This is a genomic window from Aquabacterium sp., from assembly GCF_048860245.1.
Classification (GTDB): Bacteria; Pseudomonadota; Gammaproteobacteria; order Burkholderiales; family Burkholderiaceae_C; genus Aquabacterium.
The window spans coordinates 1-16474 of the sequence record NZ_JBLIZW010000064.1 but is presented as its reverse complement, the minus strand read 5'-3'; the positions used below and the strand labels follow the sequence as shown (position 1 = coordinate 16474).

The 16474-nt window shown below is 59.4% G+C and carries 19 protein-coding genes; 4 read left to right on the top strand and 15 right to left on the bottom strand.

Features of this window, described 5'->3' with window-relative positions; translation table 11 throughout:
- Positions 1–123: 123 nt before the first annotated feature.
- The 4 genes from ACMV18_RS07110 to dnaX are packed head-to-tail and all read right to left on the bottom strand — an operon-like array spanning position 124 to position 3474.
- Positions 124–405, bottom strand: a complete 282-nt coding sequence (locus tag ACMV18_RS07110) for an MAPEG family protein (protein WP_420817267.1) — start codon at positions 403–405, stop codon at positions 124–126.
- A gap of 50 nt (positions 406–455) precedes the next feature.
- Positions 456–1043: a recombination mediator RecR gene (gene recR, locus ACMV18_RS07105; RefSeq protein WP_374259205.1), complete on the bottom strand. Its 588-nt coding sequence runs from the start codon at positions 1041–1043 to the stop codon at positions 456–458.
- A gap of 15 nt (positions 1044–1058) precedes the next feature.
- Positions 1059–1385 (bottom strand): YbaB/EbfC family nucleoid-associated protein, encoded by a 327-nt coding sequence (locus ACMV18_RS07100; RefSeq protein ID WP_420817266.1) that lies wholly within the window; start codon positions 1383–1385, stop codon positions 1059–1061.
- A gap of 58 nt (positions 1386–1443) precedes the next feature.
- Positions 1444–3474, bottom strand: coding sequence for a DNA polymerase III subunit gamma/tau (gene dnaX, locus ACMV18_RS07095; protein WP_420817265.1), 2031 nt, complete (start codon positions 3472–3474; stop codon positions 1444–1446).
- Between the two features lie 291 nt (positions 3475–3765).
- Here dnaX and ACMV18_RS07090 point away from each other — a divergent pair, with 291 nt between their 5' ends.
- Entirely contained in the window at positions 3766–5172 is a 1407-nt protein-coding gene (locus ACMV18_RS07090) for a DEAD/DEAH box helicase (protein ID WP_420817264.1), read from the top strand.
- A 76-nt stretch (positions 5173–5248) separates the two neighbouring features.
- Here the strand turns inward: ACMV18_RS07090 and ACMV18_RS07085 are convergent, their stop codons facing one another.
- The 3 genes from ACMV18_RS07085 to ACMV18_RS07075 all read right to left on the bottom strand — a co-directional run bounded on the left by ACMV18_RS07085 (position 5249) and on the right by ACMV18_RS07075 (position 6859).
- Positions 5249–5419 (bottom strand): hypothetical protein, encoded by a 171-nt coding sequence (locus ACMV18_RS07085; RefSeq protein ID WP_374259209.1) that lies wholly within the window; start codon positions 5417–5419, stop codon positions 5249–5251.
- A 108-nt stretch (positions 5420–5527) separates the two neighbouring features.
- Positions 5528–6304: a peroxide stress protein YaaA gene (gene yaaA, locus ACMV18_RS07080; RefSeq protein WP_420817263.1), complete on the bottom strand. Its 777-nt coding sequence runs from the start codon at positions 6302–6304 to the stop codon at positions 5528–5530.
- 6 nt (positions 6305–6310) lie between these two features.
- On the bottom strand, positions 6311–6859 hold the full coding sequence (locus ACMV18_RS07075) for a redoxin domain-containing protein (protein WP_420817262.1): 549 nt from the start codon (positions 6857–6859) through the stop codon (positions 6311–6313).
- 154 nt (positions 6860–7013) lie between these two features.
- Between ACMV18_RS07075 and ACMV18_RS07070 the strand changes: the two genes are divergently transcribed.
- On the top strand, positions 7014–7550 hold the full coding sequence (locus ACMV18_RS07070; RefSeq protein WP_374259221.1) for a gamma carbonic anhydrase family protein: 537 nt from the start codon (positions 7014–7016) through the stop codon (positions 7548–7550).
- 6 nt (positions 7551–7556) lie between these two features.
- Complete coding sequence (locus ACMV18_RS07065; protein ID WP_420817261.1) at positions 7557–8540, top strand: Hsp33 family molecular chaperone HslO; 984 nt, start codon at positions 7557–7559, stop codon at positions 8538–8540.
- 17 nt (positions 8541–8557) lie between these two features.
- Here the strand turns inward: ACMV18_RS07065 and ACMV18_RS07060 are convergent, their stop codons facing one another.
- The 7 genes from ACMV18_RS07060 to ACMV18_RS07030 form a co-directional block, all read right to left on the bottom strand.
- On the bottom strand, positions 8558–9298 hold the full coding sequence (locus tag ACMV18_RS07060; RefSeq protein WP_420817260.1) for a pseudouridine synthase: 741 nt from the start codon (positions 9296–9298) through the stop codon (positions 8558–8560).
- Positions 9299–9301: 3 nt separating this feature from the next.
- Positions 9302–9952, bottom strand: a complete 651-nt coding sequence (locus tag ACMV18_RS07055; RefSeq protein WP_420817259.1) for an AAA family ATPase — start codon at positions 9950–9952, stop codon at positions 9302–9304.
- Positions 9949–10608, bottom strand: coding sequence for a nicotinamide riboside transporter PnuC (gene pnuC, locus ACMV18_RS07050; protein WP_374259223.1), 660 nt, complete (start codon positions 10606–10608; stop codon positions 9949–9951). Before pnuC ends, ACMV18_RS07055 begins: the two co-directional genes overlap by 4 nt.
- Positions 10608–10922 carry a cell division protein FtsB gene (gene ftsB, locus ACMV18_RS07045; RefSeq protein WP_374259217.1) on the bottom strand — a complete coding sequence of 105 codons (315 nt, stop codon included), beginning with the start codon at positions 10920–10922 and terminating at the stop codon, positions 10608–10610. The genes pnuC and ftsB overlap by 1 nt, the downstream gene beginning before the upstream one ends.
- A 96-nt stretch (positions 10923–11018) precedes the next feature.
- Positions 11019–12302, bottom strand: coding sequence for a phosphopyruvate hydratase (gene eno, locus ACMV18_RS07040; RefSeq protein WP_420817258.1), 1284 nt, complete (start codon positions 12300–12302; stop codon positions 11019–11021).
- Positions 12303–12380: 78 nt separating this feature from the next.
- Positions 12381–13235, bottom strand: a complete 855-nt coding sequence (gene kdsA, locus ACMV18_RS07035; protein WP_374259215.1) for a 3-deoxy-8-phosphooctulonate synthase — start codon at positions 13233–13235, stop codon at positions 12381–12383.
- Positions 13236–13261: 26 nt separating this feature from the next.
- Positions 13262–14917, bottom strand: a complete 1656-nt coding sequence (locus ACMV18_RS07030; protein WP_374259214.1) for a CTP synthase — start codon at positions 14915–14917, stop codon at positions 13262–13264.
- A gap of 190 nt (positions 14918–15107) precedes the next feature.
- Between ACMV18_RS07030 and ACMV18_RS07025 the strand changes: the two genes are divergently transcribed.
- Positions 15108–15842 carry a 1-acylglycerol-3-phosphate O-acyltransferase gene (locus tag ACMV18_RS07025; protein ID WP_374259213.1) on the top strand — a complete coding sequence of 245 codons (735 nt, stop codon included), beginning with the start codon at positions 15108–15110 and terminating at the stop codon, positions 15840–15842.
- A gap of 15 nt (positions 15843–15857) precedes the next feature.
- Here the strand turns inward: ACMV18_RS07025 and ACMV18_RS07020 are convergent.
- On the bottom strand, positions 15858–16474 hold a 617-nt coding region (locus ACMV18_RS07020; protein ID WP_420817257.1), incomplete at its 5' end, for a peptidase.

The following is a 16474-nucleotide window of genomic DNA, read 5'->3' as shown; positions in this document are numbered from 1 at the left end:
CAGCGGCGGAGCAGGGCTTAGAAGGTCAGCGGGTGTGATGCGCCAATTGCGTCACGACTTATCGGTTTAAGTAATAAGCAGGCGCATGAGGATTCGTTTATCGCTTATGTGCTATTTCTGTCTTTATCCCGGCTGCCCCCCGTGATCGATGGACGACTGATCCGCGTGCGCTTGCTGCGCCATCAGCACAGCTGCAATGAACAAAGGCAAAGCCTCAAAACCATTGGCTTGCGCTGCCACAGCACGCTGTTGCCACCCCGTCAACTGGCCCAGCCACTGGCGGGGATTGTGATTGTCGTAGCCACCTTTACGGGGCGATTTCATGCCTGCGCTGGCCTTGGCCATCCCAACCGTCAAGACGGGCAAAGCACAAGCCGCCAGTACACACCAGTTCGCAACACTCATTGACAGTCTCCTCCGGCCTGGTTGATCGGCCATTTTGTCGTTGATGAAACTCAGCGTCGATCCATGAACGCATGGGCAATCGTTCCGAGGTCGACGTACTCTAATTCACTTCCAACAGGCACGCCCCGAGCAAGGCGTGTCACTTTCAATCCACGCGCCTTGAGATGTTCAGCCAGAACGTGCGCCGTGGCCTCGCCCTCAGCGGTGAAATTGGTCGCCAAAATGACCTCTTTGACCAAGCCATCGCTGGCACGCTCCAGCAAGGCACTCAAGCCAATGTCTTTGGCACCCAGACCATCCAGCGGGCTCAGCCGCCCCAGCAGAACGAAATAGCAACCTTTGTAGCTACCCGTTCGCTCCAATGCAGCCTGATCTGCAGGTGTCTCGACGACACACAGCAGATGTTTGTCTCGACTGTCATCCAGGCAAACATCGCAGACAGGGGCCCGACTGAAGGTATGGCACCGCTCGCAATGGCCAATCTCTGTGACGGCACCTTCCAAGGCCAAAGCCAGCTTGGTCGCACCAGCTCTGTCGTGCTGCAGCAGGTGATAGGCCATGCGTTGGGCAGACTTCTGCCCAACGCCGGGCAAACAGCGCAGCGCATCAACCAGCGCGTCCAGCGCGGGATCAGCCATCGTGCAAGCGCGCCTTTAAAACGGGAACTTCATGCCAGGAGGCATGGGCATGCCAGCAGTCAGCTTACCCATCTTTTCAGCACTGGTCGCTTCTGCCTTGCGGACTGCGTCATTGAATGCAGCAGCCACCAAGTCTTCCAGCATGTCCTTGTCATCTGCCAGCAAGCTGGGATCGATGGTGACGCGCTTGACATCGTTCTTGCAGGTCATGAGCACCTTGACCAAGCCAGCACCAGACTGGCCTTCCACCTCCACGTGGCCCAACTCTTCCTGAGCCTTCTTGAGGTTGTCCTGCATTTGTTGGGCCTGTTTCATCAGGCCTGCGAGTTGTCCTTTGAGCATGGCTCGTCCTTTCTATTTCAAGAAACAAGATTGTCACCGCAAGGCGATGACAGAAAAATCAGAGGGGCTGAATTGAGCCGGGCACGATGCGCGCACCGGGGTAGCGAGCCATCAATTCTTGAACGAGAGGATCCCCCTCGATCAGCGCTTCAGCGTCTCGCTGCTTGACCTCACGCGCAACTTGATCGCGTTGTGCTGGCGTATTGAAGGCTGGTGCTTTTTCAAGTGTGAGCTTGACTGCCTGTCCTTGCTGCTGAGCCATCGCCGCGCTCAACCGCTCTCGGTTGACATCGGAACACAAGCTCTCACGGTCAACACGTAGACGCCAGTGGACGCTACCGTCTGGCTCGTCCGAACATGCGACAGCCTGAGACTGCATTGCGAGCTCTCGCACCAGTGCAGAGATCAACCCTTTGGCATTGAGTTCCTTGACCAATTCCGCCCAACGATCGGAGAGCGGATCTGCCCCCAAAGGCGGCAGGTCAAACGACAGCGTCGCCTTCTTTGGGGAAGCGGGCAACTCTGGAGAGGGTTGAGCAGCAACCACAGGCGACGCAGCCAGTTTGGCCGGCATCACATCGTCAAAGGCGGCATCCACATCCACCGTTGCATCCCAAGCAGGCTCGACCGAAGTCGTCCAGTCCTCATCGGGTGGCTCTGGCCGCTCATCAAAGTCCTCGGCTACCGGCGCAACTACTGGTGCTGGCGGCTTAATGACCTGAACCGATGGTGCGCTTGGCTCGACAGCATTCTTTGGCTCTGCTGGCGCGTCGTCCCACGGTGCGGCCGAGCCTTGAGCAGGCTCACGCACCACAGGCAGCGCTGGCGCCTCTGCAGGCACCACCTTGACCTCAACAGGCCGCGTGGCAGGCGCCGATACAGGTGCTGGCTCAGACTTTGTTACCGGCTTGGGCTCGGCAACCGGGATCTGTGTCCGTGCCGAGCCTTCAGCTTTTGGGCGAGGACTGTCTCCTGCCCCGTATGCGTGCCCAGGCTTGAAGGCCAGCAAGCGCAACAGTAGCATCAGCAGCCCGTTGTACTCATCTGGCGCCAAGGCCAACTCAGCGCGCCCTTGAATGCACAAGCTGTAGAACAACTGGGTTTCGTCCGGAGCCAGCACTGGCGCCAACTGAGCCCACACCTGCGCATCCGGGTCATCTTCAGGGGACTGCATCTGCGGCACGGCCTGGATCACCGCCATGCGCTGCAACGCCGTCGCCAACTCTTCCAAGGTCCCCGAGGCAGACAGGCCGAGTTGACGCAAGGTGTCAACGGCCCCCACCAGCCCAGCGCCATCGCCCGCACCGACGGCCTCGATGATGCGCTGAACGTGTTGACGATCAACCGCGCCCAGCATTTGCCGAACAGCGCCCTCCTCCAGTCGCCCGCCGCCAAATGCGATGGCTTGATCCGTCAGCGACATGGCGTCGCGCATCGATCCCCTCGCAGCACGCGCCAGCAATCTCAATGACCCGGGATCAGATTCAATCTGCTCAACCGACAAGACCTGCGCCAGGTGCTCCTGCACGGTCTGAACAGCCATCGGACGCAGGTTGAACTGCAAACACCGTGACAAGACCGTCACGGGAACCTTCTGGGGATCCGTTGTCGCAAGGACAAACTTCAAATAGTCTGGCGGCTCCTCCAAGGTCTTCAACATCGCGTTGAACGCCGTGTTCGAGAGCATGTGCACTTCATCGATCATGTAGACCTTGAAGCGCCCCATCACTGGCTTGTAAACCGCCTGCTCCAGCAGTTGGGAAATTTCTTCGACGCCCCGGTTGGACGCCGCATCCAGTTCCACATAGTCGACAAAGCGACCCGCATCAATGTCACGACACGGCTGGCAGTGCCCGCAGGGGCTGGCTGTGATCGTGCCTTGTCCGTCGGGGCCAACGCAATTGAGCGACTTGGCCAGAATCCGAGACACCGTTGTCTTACCGACCCCACGGGTACCGGTAAACAGATAGGCGTGGTGCAAGCGCTGCTGCGTCAGCGCATTGGCCAAGGCCTGAACCACGTGACCTTGACCAACCATGCTGTCAAAGCCTCGGGGACGGTATTTGCGAGCAAGAACCATTGAACTCATGCGTCAGATTCTAGGTGCTCTCAACACCTGCGGCCGGGGGTATTCACTCAGCAGATACGCCGAGATGACGCCTAAGGTGTCCAACAAGCCCTCACGCTGTCCTATTTTGGTGCCTCCACACTGCGAAAAGCCAGTTTCGGCACCTACAATCAGGGCATCAACACGGCCACCGCTGGACTTCCCGGGGTGGCCGCATTCTTTGGGGACATCCGCTCCCCAACGGTTGACTCGTCGTTCTGGCCCGGACGTCACGAGTGCAGTCGCCGACTACCTTCATGGGCCACAGTCGACATGTCTTTTGAAAGTCTGGGGCTCATCGAGCCACTGTTGCGAGCCGTCCAAGAAACCGGCTACACCTCCCCTACCCCCATCCAAGCACAAGCCATTCCTGCGGTATTGACCGGAGGAGATTTGCTAGCAGGTGCGCAGACAGGCACCGGCAAGACCGCTGGATTCACGCTGCCCCTGCTGCACAAAATGGCCGCCAAGCCCCAGCAAGCCGGGCAAAAGCGTGTCATCCGCGCCCTGATCCTGACCCCAACACGTGAACTCGCGGCCCAGGTCGAGGAAAACGTGCGCATTTACGGCAAGTACCTGCCCATCAAGTCCATGGTGATGTTTGGTGGCGTGGGCATGAACCCGCAGGTTGACGCGCTGCGCCGAGGCGTAGACATCCTGGTGGCCACGCCCGGCCGCCTGCTCGACCACCATCAGCAAGGCAACCTGGATCTGAGTCACGTCGAGTACTTCGTACTGGACGAAGCCGATCGCATGCTGGACATGGGGTTCATCCATGACATCCGCCGTGTGCTTGCCATCCTGCCGCAAAAGAAGCAAAGCCTGCTGTTCTCGGCCACGTTCTCCGACGAGATCAAGGCGCTGGCCGAGCGTCTGCTGAATTCACCCAAGGTGATTGAAGTCGCTCGCCGCAATGCCACGGCCGACACCATCGCTCAGAAGGTGCACCCGGTAGATCGCGACCGCAAGAAAGAGTTGCTGGCGCACCTGATCAAAGAGAACAACTGGCATCAGGTGCTGGTGTTCACGCGCATGAAGCACGGCGCCAATCGTTTGGCCGAATTCCTGGAAAAGCAGGACATCACGGCGATGGCCATCCACGGCAACAAGAGCCAAGGGGCGCGCACCCGTGCTTTGTCTGAATTCAAGTCTGGACAGTTGCAAGTCCTGGTCGCCACCGACATCGCCGCCCGCGGCATCGACATCGACCAGTTGCCTCACGTGGTGAACTATGAGCTGCCCAATGTGGCCGAAGACTACGTGCACCGCATTGGCCGAACCGGTCGTGCGGGCGCCGAAGGCGAAGCGCTGTCCCTGGTCTGCATCGATGAAGAAGGCTTCCTGGCCGACATCGAAAAGCTGATCAAGCGCCCCATCCCGCGCGAAACCGTTCCTGGTTTTGAGCCCGACCCACACGCACGCCCCGAGCCCATCCAATTGGGTCGACGCGTCTTACACGGTGCACCAGGCTCACGCGGTGGGCAACGCGCCCCTTCGACGCAAGGTGCTGCCAACGACCGCCGCCCTGCTGATCGCAACGCTGCGGGGCGTCGTCCTGGCGCTGGCGCCCCCAACGGCGCACGCCACGCTGACGGACGACGTCAGGACAAGGGCGGTAACACCTCATCGGGCCCACGTGCGGGGGGGAAGCCTCGCCACCCTGCCAGCGGCAACCGCTGAGTGCCCCATGAAAAAAGCCCGGATGATTCCGGGCTTTTTTGTATCGAGCTGCACCGATCAGCGGCGCAGCGTCAGATCACTTGGAGGCAGCAGCCGAAGCGGCAGCAGCAGCCTTCTTGGCCTTGTGATGAGCCTTCTTGGCAGCAGGGGCAGACGCAGCAGCGGAAGCAGCAGGTGCTGCAGGCTCAGCGGCGAAAGCACCAACGGCAAACACGGAAGCAATCACGGCGGCAATCAGCTTTTTCATGGAAATCTCCAGTGAATCTAACGGTTGAATGTGCAGACCAGAAAAGTCAGCCTGTGCAACCTTAACGAGCCTCAGTGACACTCGGTTGACGGCCTTTTCAAAAAAATCTCAACTTTCTATCCTGCGACGAAACACCAGACGGTCAGCGGACGAAACCGACGCATCGAAGGCATAACCCTCGTGGTCGAAGGCCACCAAATCAGCTGCCGTCTTCGCACGCTTTTGAATGGCATAACGAGCCATCAAGCCACGGGCCCGCTTGGCGTGAAAGCTGATCACCTTCCACTTGCCCGCCTTCCAATCCTCAAACACGCATTCCACGACACGAGCTCGCAAGGCCTTGCGTTTGACGGACTTGAAGTACTCCTGCGACGCCAGATTGATGATGAGGTCATCTCCCTGCTCAGCCAGGCGTTCGTTCAGATACAGCGCCAAGATGTCACCCCACCATGCATAAAGATCCTTACCGCGCGGATTGGCCAGCTTGGTGCCCATCTCCAGGCGATACGGCTGCATCCAGTCAAGAGGACGCAACACGCCGTACAGCCCACTCAAGATACCCAAATGATCTTGCGCCCAGTCCAGATCAGCGACTGACAGGGTGTTGGCATCCAACCCTTCGTAGACATCACCATTGAATGCCAACACGGCCTGCTTGCTGTTGTCGGCCGAAAAGGTCGACGACCACGCCGCATAACGGGCCACATTCAGTGAAGACAACGCATCGCTGAGATCCATCAGCGATGCAATTTGTGCCGGCGTATAGGGGCGCAGCACATCGATCAACGCTGCCGATTCATTCACGAATTGCGGCAGTGTGTGCTTGGCCGTTGACGCGGGCGTATCGTAGTCAAGGCTCTTGGCCGGGGATAAGAGAATGATCATGGGCAATCAGAGTGTCTCGCCACCCACTTCACGGTTGCAGACACAGGGAGCCTCGGTTTGCAGCGCATCCAGAACACGCAGCGTTTCCTCCGGATTGCGCCCCACAAAGATGCCGTTGACCGTGACGTGCCGGATGACGTTGTCCGGATCGACCACGAACGTGGCCCGCATGGCAATGCCCTTTTCCTTGTCGCGAACACCCAATTGATCGAGCAGCGAGCCCGTTTCGTCTGCGAAACTGAAATGCGCCAGATGACTCAGTTCCGGACTCTCTCGGCGCCACCCCAACTTGGAATGCTCGTTGTCTGTCGAGCCGCCCATCAAAACCGCGTTGCGATCAGCAAAAGCTTTCGACAAACGGTCAAAACCCGCCACCTCGCTGCCGCAAACCGCCGTGAAATCCTTGGGATAGAAATAGATCACCTTCCACTTGCCTGGGAAGCTCTTTTCCGTGATGTCCTCAAAGGCGGAATGACCATGCTCCACGTCTTGCAGAAAGCCTGGCTTGACGCCCACGACTTTGAAGGTTTCGAGCTTGTCTCCGACTGTTTTCATACGCAGACCCAATCAAAAAAGGTTGGTTGATGTGGAATGTCCCTGATCATAAATTCTCTGCGAAACAAAGTCCCCGCACCGATTCTGCGTCCCTCGTAAAATTGAGCCATTTCCACTTACGGCGAGCCTTCGCAGGGCAGCCCAAAGGCAAGTCATGGCGCTCTACCGAATCAAAGACAAGGTCCCGCAGGTTCACCCCAGCGCTTATGTGGCCGATTCGGCCGACGTCATTGGGCAGGTCGTGCTGTCCGAAGGCAGCAGCGTTTGGTCACACGTCACCATGCGCGGTGACAACGAGCCCATCGTCCTTGGCCGCAACTCCAATATTCAGGAGTCCTCGGTTCTGCACACAGACATTGGATTCCCTCTGACGATTGGCGAGAACGTGACGGTTGGGCACCAAGCCATGCTTCACGGCTGCACCGTGGGCGATGGTGCGCTGATCGGCATCCAGGCGGTGGTGCTCAATGGCGCAGTCATCGGCAAGAACTGTCTGGTGGCCGCCGGCGCGCTGGTCACGGAAGGCAAAGTCTTTGAAGACGGCATGCTGATCATGGGATCTCCGGCCAAGGCCGTTCGCCCACTGACCGAGGCCGATTTCGCGCGCATGCACATGGGGACTGCCTTGTATGTGAGCAAGGCGGCCCAATATCAGACCGACATGGTGCGAATCGACGCACCGAATGAATGAGTTTTCATGAGTGAATTGCACAAGTTTTTGTTTGAGGGATTGCCCGTTCGAGGCATGCTGGTCCGGTTGACCGACAGCTGGCAGGAGGTGCTCCGTCGCCGCGAAGCAGCCGGCCACTTCGATGCGCCTCTGCGTCGCTTGCTGGGTGAAATGAGCGCCGCAGGTGTCCTCATGCAATCCAACATCAAATTCAACGGCGCCGTGATCATGCAGATTTTTGGGGACGGGCCCGTGAAGGTCGCCGTCACCGAGGTGCAGCCTGACCTCAGCTTCCGCAGCACAGCCAAGGTCGTTGGCGAGTTGCCCGCCACGGACAACGGGCGTCTGCCGCTGAGTGAGATGGTGAACGTGCATGGACGCGGTCGATGCGCCATCACGCTCGACCCCAAAGATCGCCTGCCAGGGCAGCAGCCCTATCAAGGCGTTGTACCACTCAACGACGCCGCGCATCAGCCTCTGCATGACCTCGCTTCGGTGCTGGAGCAGTACATGCGTCAGTCAGAACAACTGGACAGCAAGTTGGTTCTGGCCGCCAATGACGAGGTGGCTGCAGGCCTGCTGATTCAGCGTCTGCCGGTCGAAGGTGAAGCCAATCTGGCACAAGGTGAGCGCAGCGCCGAGGACATGGATTTGGCCGATGCGTACAACCGCATCTCGCATTTGGCTTCGACCCTGAAGGAAGAAGAACTGCTGACGCTGGATGCGGACACCATCCTTCACCGCCTGTTCTGGGAGGAAGACGTCCGCCGCTTCCCTGCCATGCAGGGCGCCAACGGCCCCAAATTCGCCTGCTCTTGCTCACGCGAACGCGTGGGAGACATGCTGAAGGGGTTGGGCAAGGAGGAGGTGGATTCCATCATTGCCGAGCAAGGACAAGTCGAAATCGGCTGCGATTTCTGTGGCTTGCACTATCAGTTTGACCCCATTGATGTGGCCGAGTTGTTTACAGAAAGTGATGTGGCCGCGCCCGCTGCAGACAAACTGCAGTAACCAACGCCTCACAACCTTCAAGCCTGCCAATCATGGCTGCGCCACAGCCCCACCCAATCAGGATTGAGTGACTCACTGCGCCAATCTGAGGCAATCTCCATCCTGTGTTGGGTGAACGGGTGCGTGAAAGTCAGCCCTTCGGCATGAAGCCAAAGGCGCTGCAGACCCAGCCTCTCGGCCCACCAGCGGTTGTGAGGTCCCTTGCCATGCGTCGCGTCCCCAATGATGGGATGCGCGACATGCTTCAAGTGGCGACGAATCTGATGCCGCCGCCCCGTGAGCGGACGAGCCTCAACCAGCGCCACCCTGGTGGTTGGATAGCGATCCACCGGCACGTCCAACTGCAACGTTGCCAGACGCTTGAATTGGGTCTGCGCCGACTGCGCGGGCGCATCGGCCGGCGCATCATCAGGCTTGAGCGGATGGTCAACATCCCATGCCGGCGCGGGCCACCCTCGCACCATTGCGATGTAGTGTTTGTCCACGAGATGGCCTTCGAAGGCCTGCGCCATCGCACGCGCCGCATCGCTGCTCAGTGCCATCAGCAGCACACCCGACGTCCCCTTGTCCAGACGATGCACTGGATAAACCGGGCGTCCGAGTTGGTCACGGAGGTGCTGAAGGACGATCCGGGATTCGTGTGCGTCCAGGCCAGTGCGATGCACGAGCCAACCTGAGGGCTTGTGAATGACCACATAGTGTTCGTCCTGCCACAAAACCGTGAGCGGCGGCCAAGCCGGCGAGGCGATGTCAGTCATGTCTCACTTCAAGCGGCTCAGCCAATGCTGCTCGCATTCACCGTCATCGCAGTTGTCGCAGTACCAACGCCATTGAGACTTGCCCCGCAACGCAGCAGACGCGCCTGCCCCTCCGCCGATGACGTGCTCGACCGCGCTGAGCGCGTGGTTGACGCGAGCCGCACCAGTCCCGGCCACCACCTGGAAAGACACGCCGTGCCGGATCAGTGTCTGCCTGATCAGCGTATCCACTGGCTCGCGCACATGCGCACCATCGCGGATGAAGCTATCTGGGGTCCAGGCGATGTCCAAAGACGTCAACAAGGTCAACGCCGACGTACTGTGATCCAGCATGGCTTGGTCATAGAGGCTGTGATCGCGAAAGATGTACTCGCTGTAGACCGCAGTCATCAACGCAGTGGTGTCCGCGACCACCCAGTCATGTGAGCGTGTGGCATCGAGAATGCGTTGCGTTTGCTCCCTGGCAATGCCCTGTTGCTCATGTACTGCCGGGGTTCTGCCGTGCGCATCACAAAACTCGCGCAGCACTTCCGGCACCATGACCACATCCACCCCGCGCCCTGACAACACGCGTGTCAGTTCATGCACCAGCGAGGTCTTGCCGGTGCTCTCGGCCCCGACAACGGCAATCACATTGGCTGGATGCGCCATCATGCTGACCGCTCGATACCGGATGCCAATCGGATCCACGCGCGCCAGCCAGCAACTGAAAGTGCGGCAAACACGGCATACAACAGTACGGTCAGCCACAACTGCTTGTAGGCAAACAGCGCCGTGCTCACCAAGTTGACCAGCAGCCAGACAGGCCAGTTTTCAACCCGCTTTTTAGCCAGCAGGTATTGGCCAATCAGACTTCCGGCGGTGGGCAACGCATCCAGCCACGGCACATCCGAATCGGTCGCGTGTTGCAGCAACAGGCCGATCGTTGGCCATAGCACAAGCAGTGAGACCCAAGTCAATCGTCGCCCTGCTGCGCTCAATGAGCCGACAGCCGCTCCCTGCGCCAACTCAGCGCGCCCCTGCAGCCACTGCCACCAGCCCCAGAAAGACATGGCAATGAACACCAACTGCAAACCTGCCTCGCCGTAAAGACGACTGCGTACAAACAGCAAGGCGTACAAGGCGGAACTCAAGATGGCCAACGGCCAGCCCAATGGGTTGACGCGCAAATTGCAGCCCACCATCCAGATGGACAATGCAAACGCCACCGTCTCAAGCGTGCTGACGGGAGTTCCCCATCCGGTCCACAATGGCTCCAGAAACGGGTCCAGCCAAGCCAGATGGCTGGCGACATCTGCGAGAGAAAACATCAAGGTGAGACAGGCGCGGAGGCAGCCTGCATGGGCTGAGGCAGGCTGTGCGTCAACTGCACGTAAATCTCGTCAGGCTTCACCATGCCTAACTCGACACGGGCCTTTTCTTCCACCATCTCGAGTCCTTCTTGAAGGTCTCGTACCTCGGCGGCCAACTGATCGTTACGCGCCTGCGCCTCACTGTTGGACTTGTGTTGCGCCTCGACTTGCGCACGCAAGGACATCACGCGCGGCACACCACCCTTACCGAACCAGAGTTCGGCATGCACGACCGCAATGAGCGCAAGCAGGACGAGTGTGGCGAAACGCATCTTCACATTATCCATGGTCATGCGCAAAAAAAACGGAACCCGAAGGTCCCGTCTTTTTGGGGATGACACCTAGCGGCGTCATCACACTTGCATGAATCAACGCAAGTTGTAGAAAGCGGCGCGGCCAGGGTACTCAGCCACATTGCCCAGATCTTCTTCGATGCGCAGCAGTTGGTTGTACTTGCTCATGCGATCCGAACGGCTCATCGAACCGGTCTTGATCTGGCCCGCGTTCAGACCCACAGCGATGTCAGCGATCGTGTTGTCTTCGGTTTCACCCGAACGGTGCGAGATCACGGCGGTGTAACCAGCGCGCTTGGCCATTTCAATGGCGGCGAACGTTTCGGTCAGGGTGCCGATCTGGTTGATCTTGATGAGGATCGAGTTGGCGATGTCCTTCTCGATGCCTTCCTTCAGGATCTTGGTGTTGGTCACGAAGAGATCGTCACCCACCAGTTGAACCTTCTTGCCCAGACGCTCGGTCAGGTGCTTCCAGCCAGCCCAGTCGCCTTCAGCCATGGCATCTTCGATCGAGATGATGGGGTACTTGTCGCACCAGGTGGCCAGCATGTCGGTCCACTGTTCGGCGGTCAGGGTCAAGCCCTCGCCTTCCAGGTGGTACTTGCCGTCCTTGTAGAACTCGGAAGCGGCGCAGTCCAGACCCAAAGCGATTTGCTCCCCGGCCACGTAACCGGCCTTCTCGATGGCTTCCAGGATCAACTGGATGGCTGCTTCGTGGCTTTCGACGGAAGGAGCGAAACCGCCTTCGTCACCCACGGCTGTGGACATGCCCTTGTCGTGGATGATCTTCTTCAGTGCGTGGAACACTTCAGCGCCGTAACGCAGGGCTTCGCGGAACGAAGGTGCGCCTACGGGCAGGATCATGAACTCTTGCAGGTCCAGGTTGTTGTTGGCGTGCGCACCACCGTTGATGACGTTCATCATCGGAACGGGCATCTGCACGGCACCCATGCCACCAAAGTAGCGGTACAGGGGGATGCCAGCTTCTTCGGCTGCAGCACGGGCCACGGCCATGGACACAGCCAGAATGGCGTTGGCGCCCAGGCGAGCCTTGTTGTCGGTGCCGTCGAGGTCGATCAGGGTCTTGTCCAGGAAAGCTTGCTCGGAAGCGTCCAGGCCCAGCACGGCTTCGGCGATTTCGGTGTTGATGTGCTCAACGGCCTTCAGCACGCCCTTGCCCAGGTAACGGCTCTTGTCGCCGTCACGCAGTTCGATCGCTTCACGCGAACCGGTCGAAGCGCCAGACGGCACGGCCGCACGGCCCATGACGCCGCTTTCCAGCAGGACGTCGCATTCGACGGTGGGGTTACCGCGGCTGTCAATCACTTCGCGGCCGATGATGTCAACGATGGCGCTCATCTGGGGTTCCTCAAAAGATAGATAGTTTGAAAAGCGAAAGGCGGCTTGCTCTTCAAGCAAACCGCCGATTTTATGGGCTCAGTTGAAGTTGGTTTCCAGGAAACCGTTCTTCTTGGTGATGCGGTCCAGCTCGACCAGCGTGGACAGCAAGGCCTTCATGTGTTTGAGCGGCACCGCGTTGGGGCCGTCGCTCAGTGCACAAGCTGGGTCCGGATGGGTTTCCATGAACAAGCCCGCCACGCCCACAGCCACGCCAGCACGTGCCAGCACAGGCACGAACTCACGTTGACCGCCCGAAGACGTGCCCTGCCCGCCCGGCAATTGCACGGAGTGGGTCACGTCGAAGACGACGGGTGCATTGGTCTCGCGCATGATGGCCAGCGACCGCATGTCCGACACGAGGTTGTTGTAACCAAAGCTGGCGCCACGCTCGCACGCCATGAAGTTGTCGTCATTCAGACCGGCTGCACGAGCGGCAGCGCGGGCCTTGTCGATGACGTTCTTCATGTCGCCAGGGGCCAGGAACTGCCCCTTCTTGATGTTCACGGGCTTGCCACATTGGGCCACTGCGTGAATGAAGTCGGTCTGACGGCACAGGAAAGCCGGTGTTTGCAGCACATCGACCACAGCTGCCACGGCCGGAATCTCGGCCTCAGCGTGCACATCGGTCAGGATGGGCACATTCAGCTCGCGCTTGACCTTGGCCAAGATCTCCAGCCCCTTTTCCATGCCGGGACCACGGAAGGACGTGCCGCTGGAGCGGTTGGCCTTGTCGTAGCTCGACTTGAAGATGAACGGAATGCCCAGCTCGGCGGTGATTTCCTTGAGCGTACCGGCGGTGTCCATCTGCAACTGCTCCGACTCGACCACGCAAGGGCCGGCGATCAGGAAGAAGGGATGGTTGAGACCGACGTCGAAGCCACACAGTTTCATGTCAGATTCCTTGAACCGTCAGCCGATCAGGCCTTCTTGGCGGCAGCCTGGTGATCCAGGGCAGCCTTGATGTAAGCCGTGAACAGCGGATGGCCGTCCCAGGGGGTGGACTTGAATTCCGGGTGGAACTGCACGCCAACGTACCAGGGGTGAACCGTCTTGGGCAACTCGATCATCTCGGTCAGCTTTTCGCGCTGCGTGATGGCCGAAATCACCAGACCTGCTTCGCGCAGCTTGTCGAGGTAACGCTCGTTGGCTTCGTAGCGGTGGCGGTGACGTTCCGTGACCACTGGGCCATAGATGTCGTGGGCGATCGTGCCCGCAGCCACGTCGGAGCTTTGCGCGCCCAGACGCATCGTGCCGCCCAGGTCGGACGAGGCATCACGCTTTTGCACGGTGCCATCGGCATCCAGCCACTCGTCAATCAAAGCGATGACGGGGTGCGGTGTACCGGGTTCAAACTCGGTCGAGTTGGCATCGGTCAAGCCGGCCTTGTGACGGGCGTACTCGATGGTGGCCACTTGCATGCCCAGGCAGATGCCCAAGTATGGAATGCCGTTTTCGCGGGCGAACTGGGCCGCGCAAATCTTGCCCTCCACGCCACGCTTGCCGAAGCCGCCGGGCACGAGGATGGCGTCGTACTGAGCCAGCGCGCTGACGGTGTCAGGCGTGAGCGTTTCCGAATCCACATACTCGATGTTGACGCGAACGTGGTTGTGGATGCCAGCGTGACGCAGCGCTTCGTTGAGCGACTTGTACGAGTCCGACAGGTCGGTGTACTTGCCGCACATGGCGATGGTGACCGCGCCCTTGGGATTTTCGACCTCGTTGACCAAGGTGTCCCAGCGGGTCAGGTCGGCGGGCTTGGTCTGCAGTTGCAGCTTCGAGCAGATCAGGTTGTCCAGACCTTGCTCGTGCAGCATGCGTGGCACCTTGTAGATGGTGTCCGCATCCCAGACCGAGATCACGCCAGACTGAGGCACGTTGGTGAACAACGAGATCTTCTCGCGTTCGTCCTCAGGAATGGCGCGATCAGCACGGCACAGCAGCGCATCGGGCTGGATACCGATTTCGCGCATTTTTTGCACGGTGTGCTGGGTCGGCTTGGTCTTGAGCTCGCCTGCGGCCGCAATGAAGGGCACGTAGGTCAAGTGAACAAACGCGGCGTTGGTGGGTCCAACCTTCAGGCTGAGCTGACGAGCCGCTTCCATGAAAGGCAGCGATTCGATGTCACCCACGGTGCCACCGATTTCCACGATGGCCACATCCACCGCATCAGGGGTGCCCACGCCAGCACCACGACGGACATAGTCCTGGATCTCGTTGGTGATGTGAGGGATGACCTGAACGGTCTTGCCGAGGTAGTCGCCGCGACGCTCTTTTTCGAGCACGCTTTGGTAGATCTGGCCGGTGGTGAAGTTGTTGGCTTTCTTCATCCGCGTCGTGATGAAGCGCTCGTAGTGCCCCAGATCCAGATCGGTTTCCGCGCCGTCGTCGGTCACGAAGACTTCACCGTGTTGGAACGGAGACATCGTGCCCGGATCGACGTTGATGTACGGATCCAGCTTGATCAGGGTGACTTTGAGGCCGCGCGATTCGAGAATGGCAGCCAAAGACGCAGCGGCGATGCCCTTACCGAGGGAGGACACCACACCGCCGGTGACGAAGACAAACTTGGTCATTTGCGCATAAGCACTCGTCTAGAAACGAGCGCTGCGGTGGTAAAGCGGCATTATAGGCGGTTCGAGGCCCACATCGGCGTGCATTGCTGCACGACACTGCGAAACACACTGGGTAACGACATGTAGATAATCGCGGTCGTCATCCATTTGCTGCATATCCGGCGCCAGACGCCGAAAGACTGGAGTTCACGTGCTCTTAATCATTCGCACGCTGTTGTTGAGCGTGCACTTTACCTTGGCGAGTGTCATTGGCCTGCTGATTGGCCTGTGCCGCCCATTCAACCCGGACAACAGCCGACTGTGCGCCCGTGTCTACGGCATTCCTGCCGTCTGGATCATGGGTTTGAAGGTCAAGCTGGAGGACGACAGCGTTCGCCATCACAAGCGATCTGCCGTCATCATCTCTAACCACATCTCCAATTTCGACTTGGTGACGTTTGGCCTGACGGTGCCGGTTCGGACATCCAGCCTAGGCAAGAAGAGCCTGAAATACGTCCCGTTTTTTGGGCAGCTCTACTGGCTGGCGGGCAATGTGCTGGTGGACCGCGGCAATGCCGTACAAGCCAAGAAGGCCATGCTCACCACCACTGACACCTTGCAGCACAAGGACATGTCGCTGTGGGTGTTTCCTGAAGGCACGCGTGGGCACGGCAAGGGTCTGAAGCCCTTCAAGAAAGGTGCGTTCCAGATGGCCATCACGGCCGGCGTACCGCTGATTCCGATCTGTGCCAACAACTACGTGCGGGGATTGAACCTCAACCGCTGGCACAGCGGCACCCTCATCATCCGATCACTGCCGCCAGTGCCCACCGAAGGCCTGACGATCGACGACATGCCTGCGCTGATCGAGCGCTGCCATGCAGACATGGCTGCATGCATTGATCAACTCGACCAGGAAGCTGGGACAACAACCCAGCGCACCTGATCGCGAGGGGGCTCCTCAGCCCTGCGGGGCTGAGACCTTGCTCAGCGGATTCATGGCCTGAGCCTGCGTCGGCAGCGATTGACCACCACCCAAACAATCGGCACTGCCATTCCAGCTGGGCTCGGGGATGGAGTCAAACACGTCGCGCAGACGTTGCCCCCAGCTGGAGCGAATCATGCGGAAATAGGCATTCGATTCGTCGATGTTGATCAGCTTGTCCACCTTGAGCGAATCAGCCTCGTACACCAGCATGTCGAGGGGCAAGCCCACGGACAGGTTGGACTTGAGGGTGGAGTCCATCGAGATCAGCGCGCACTTGGCAGCCTCTTGCAGCGGTGTGTTCGGCGTGACCACGCGATCGATGACCGGCTTACCGTACTTCGATTCCCCGATCTGGAAGTAGCACACGCCATCAATGCCTGCCTCGACAAAGTTGCCAGCCGCGTAGACATTGAAGAGGCGCATGGTTTCACCCTTGATCTGCCCGCCGATGATGAGACTGCAGTTGAAGTCGATGCCGTGCTTTTTAAGCGCCTCAGCGTCGCGAGCATGCACTTTGCGCACGGCGCTGCCCACAATGCGCGCCACGTCAAACATGCTGCGCGCATTCCAGATGGTGACCGGCTCGCCAT

Coding starts and splice junctions, on each gene's coding strand:
- ACMV18_RS07110 (WP_420817267.1), bottom strand. CDS start 405: ATGAGTGTTGCGAACTGGTGTGTACTGGCGGCTTGTGCTTTGCCCGTC.
- recR (WP_374259205.1), bottom strand. CDS start 1,043: ATGGCTGATCCCGCGCTGGACGCGCTGGTTGATGCGCTGCGCTGTTTG.
- ACMV18_RS07100 (WP_420817266.1), bottom strand. CDS start 1,385: ATGCTCAAAGGACAACTCGCAGGCCTGATGAAACAGGCCCAACAAATG.
- dnaX (WP_420817265.1), bottom strand. CDS start 3,474: ATGAGTTCAATGGTTCTTGCTCGCAAATACCGTCCCCGAGGCTTTGAC.
- ACMV18_RS07090 (WP_420817264.1), top strand. CDS start 3,766: ATGTCTTTTGAAAGTCTGGGGCTCATCGAGCCACTGTTGCGAGCCGTC.
- ACMV18_RS07085 (WP_374259209.1), bottom strand. CDS start 5,419: ATGAAAAAGCTGATTGCCGCCGTGATTGCTTCCGTGTTTGCCGTTGGT.
- yaaA (WP_420817263.1), bottom strand. CDS start 6,304: ATGATCATTCTCTTATCCCCGGCCAAGAGCCTTGACTACGATACGCCC.
- ACMV18_RS07075 (WP_420817262.1), bottom strand. CDS start 6,859: ATGAAAACAGTCGGAGACAAGCTCGAAACCTTCAAAGTCGTGGGCGTC.
- ACMV18_RS07070 (WP_374259221.1), top strand. CDS start 7,014: ATGGCGCTCTACCGAATCAAAGACAAGGTCCCGCAGGTTCACCCCAGC.
- ACMV18_RS07065 (WP_420817261.1), top strand. CDS start 7,557: ATGAGTGAATTGCACAAGTTTTTGTTTGAGGGATTGCCCGTTCGAGGC.
- ACMV18_RS07060 (WP_420817260.1), bottom strand. CDS start 9,298: ATGACTGACATCGCCTCGCCGGCTTGGCCGCCGCTCACGGTTTTGTGG.
- ACMV18_RS07055 (WP_420817259.1), bottom strand. CDS start 9,952: ATGATGGCGCATCCAGCCAATGTGATTGCCGTTGTCGGGGCCGAGAGC.
- pnuC (WP_374259223.1), bottom strand. CDS start 10,608: ATGTTTTCTCTCGCAGATGTCGCCAGCCATCTGGCTTGGCTGGACCCG.
- ftsB (WP_374259217.1), bottom strand. CDS start 10,922: ATGCGTTTCGCCACACTCGTCCTGCTTGCGCTCATTGCGGTCGTGCAT.
- eno (WP_420817258.1), bottom strand. CDS start 12,302: ATGAGCGCCATCGTTGACATCATCGGCCGCGAAGTGATTGACAGCCGC.
- kdsA (WP_374259215.1), bottom strand. CDS start 13,235: ATGAAACTGTGTGGCTTCGACGTCGGTCTCAACCATCCCTTCTTCCTG.
- ACMV18_RS07030 (WP_374259214.1), bottom strand. CDS start 14,917: ATGACCAAGTTTGTCTTCGTCACCGGCGGTGTGGTGTCCTCCCTCGGT.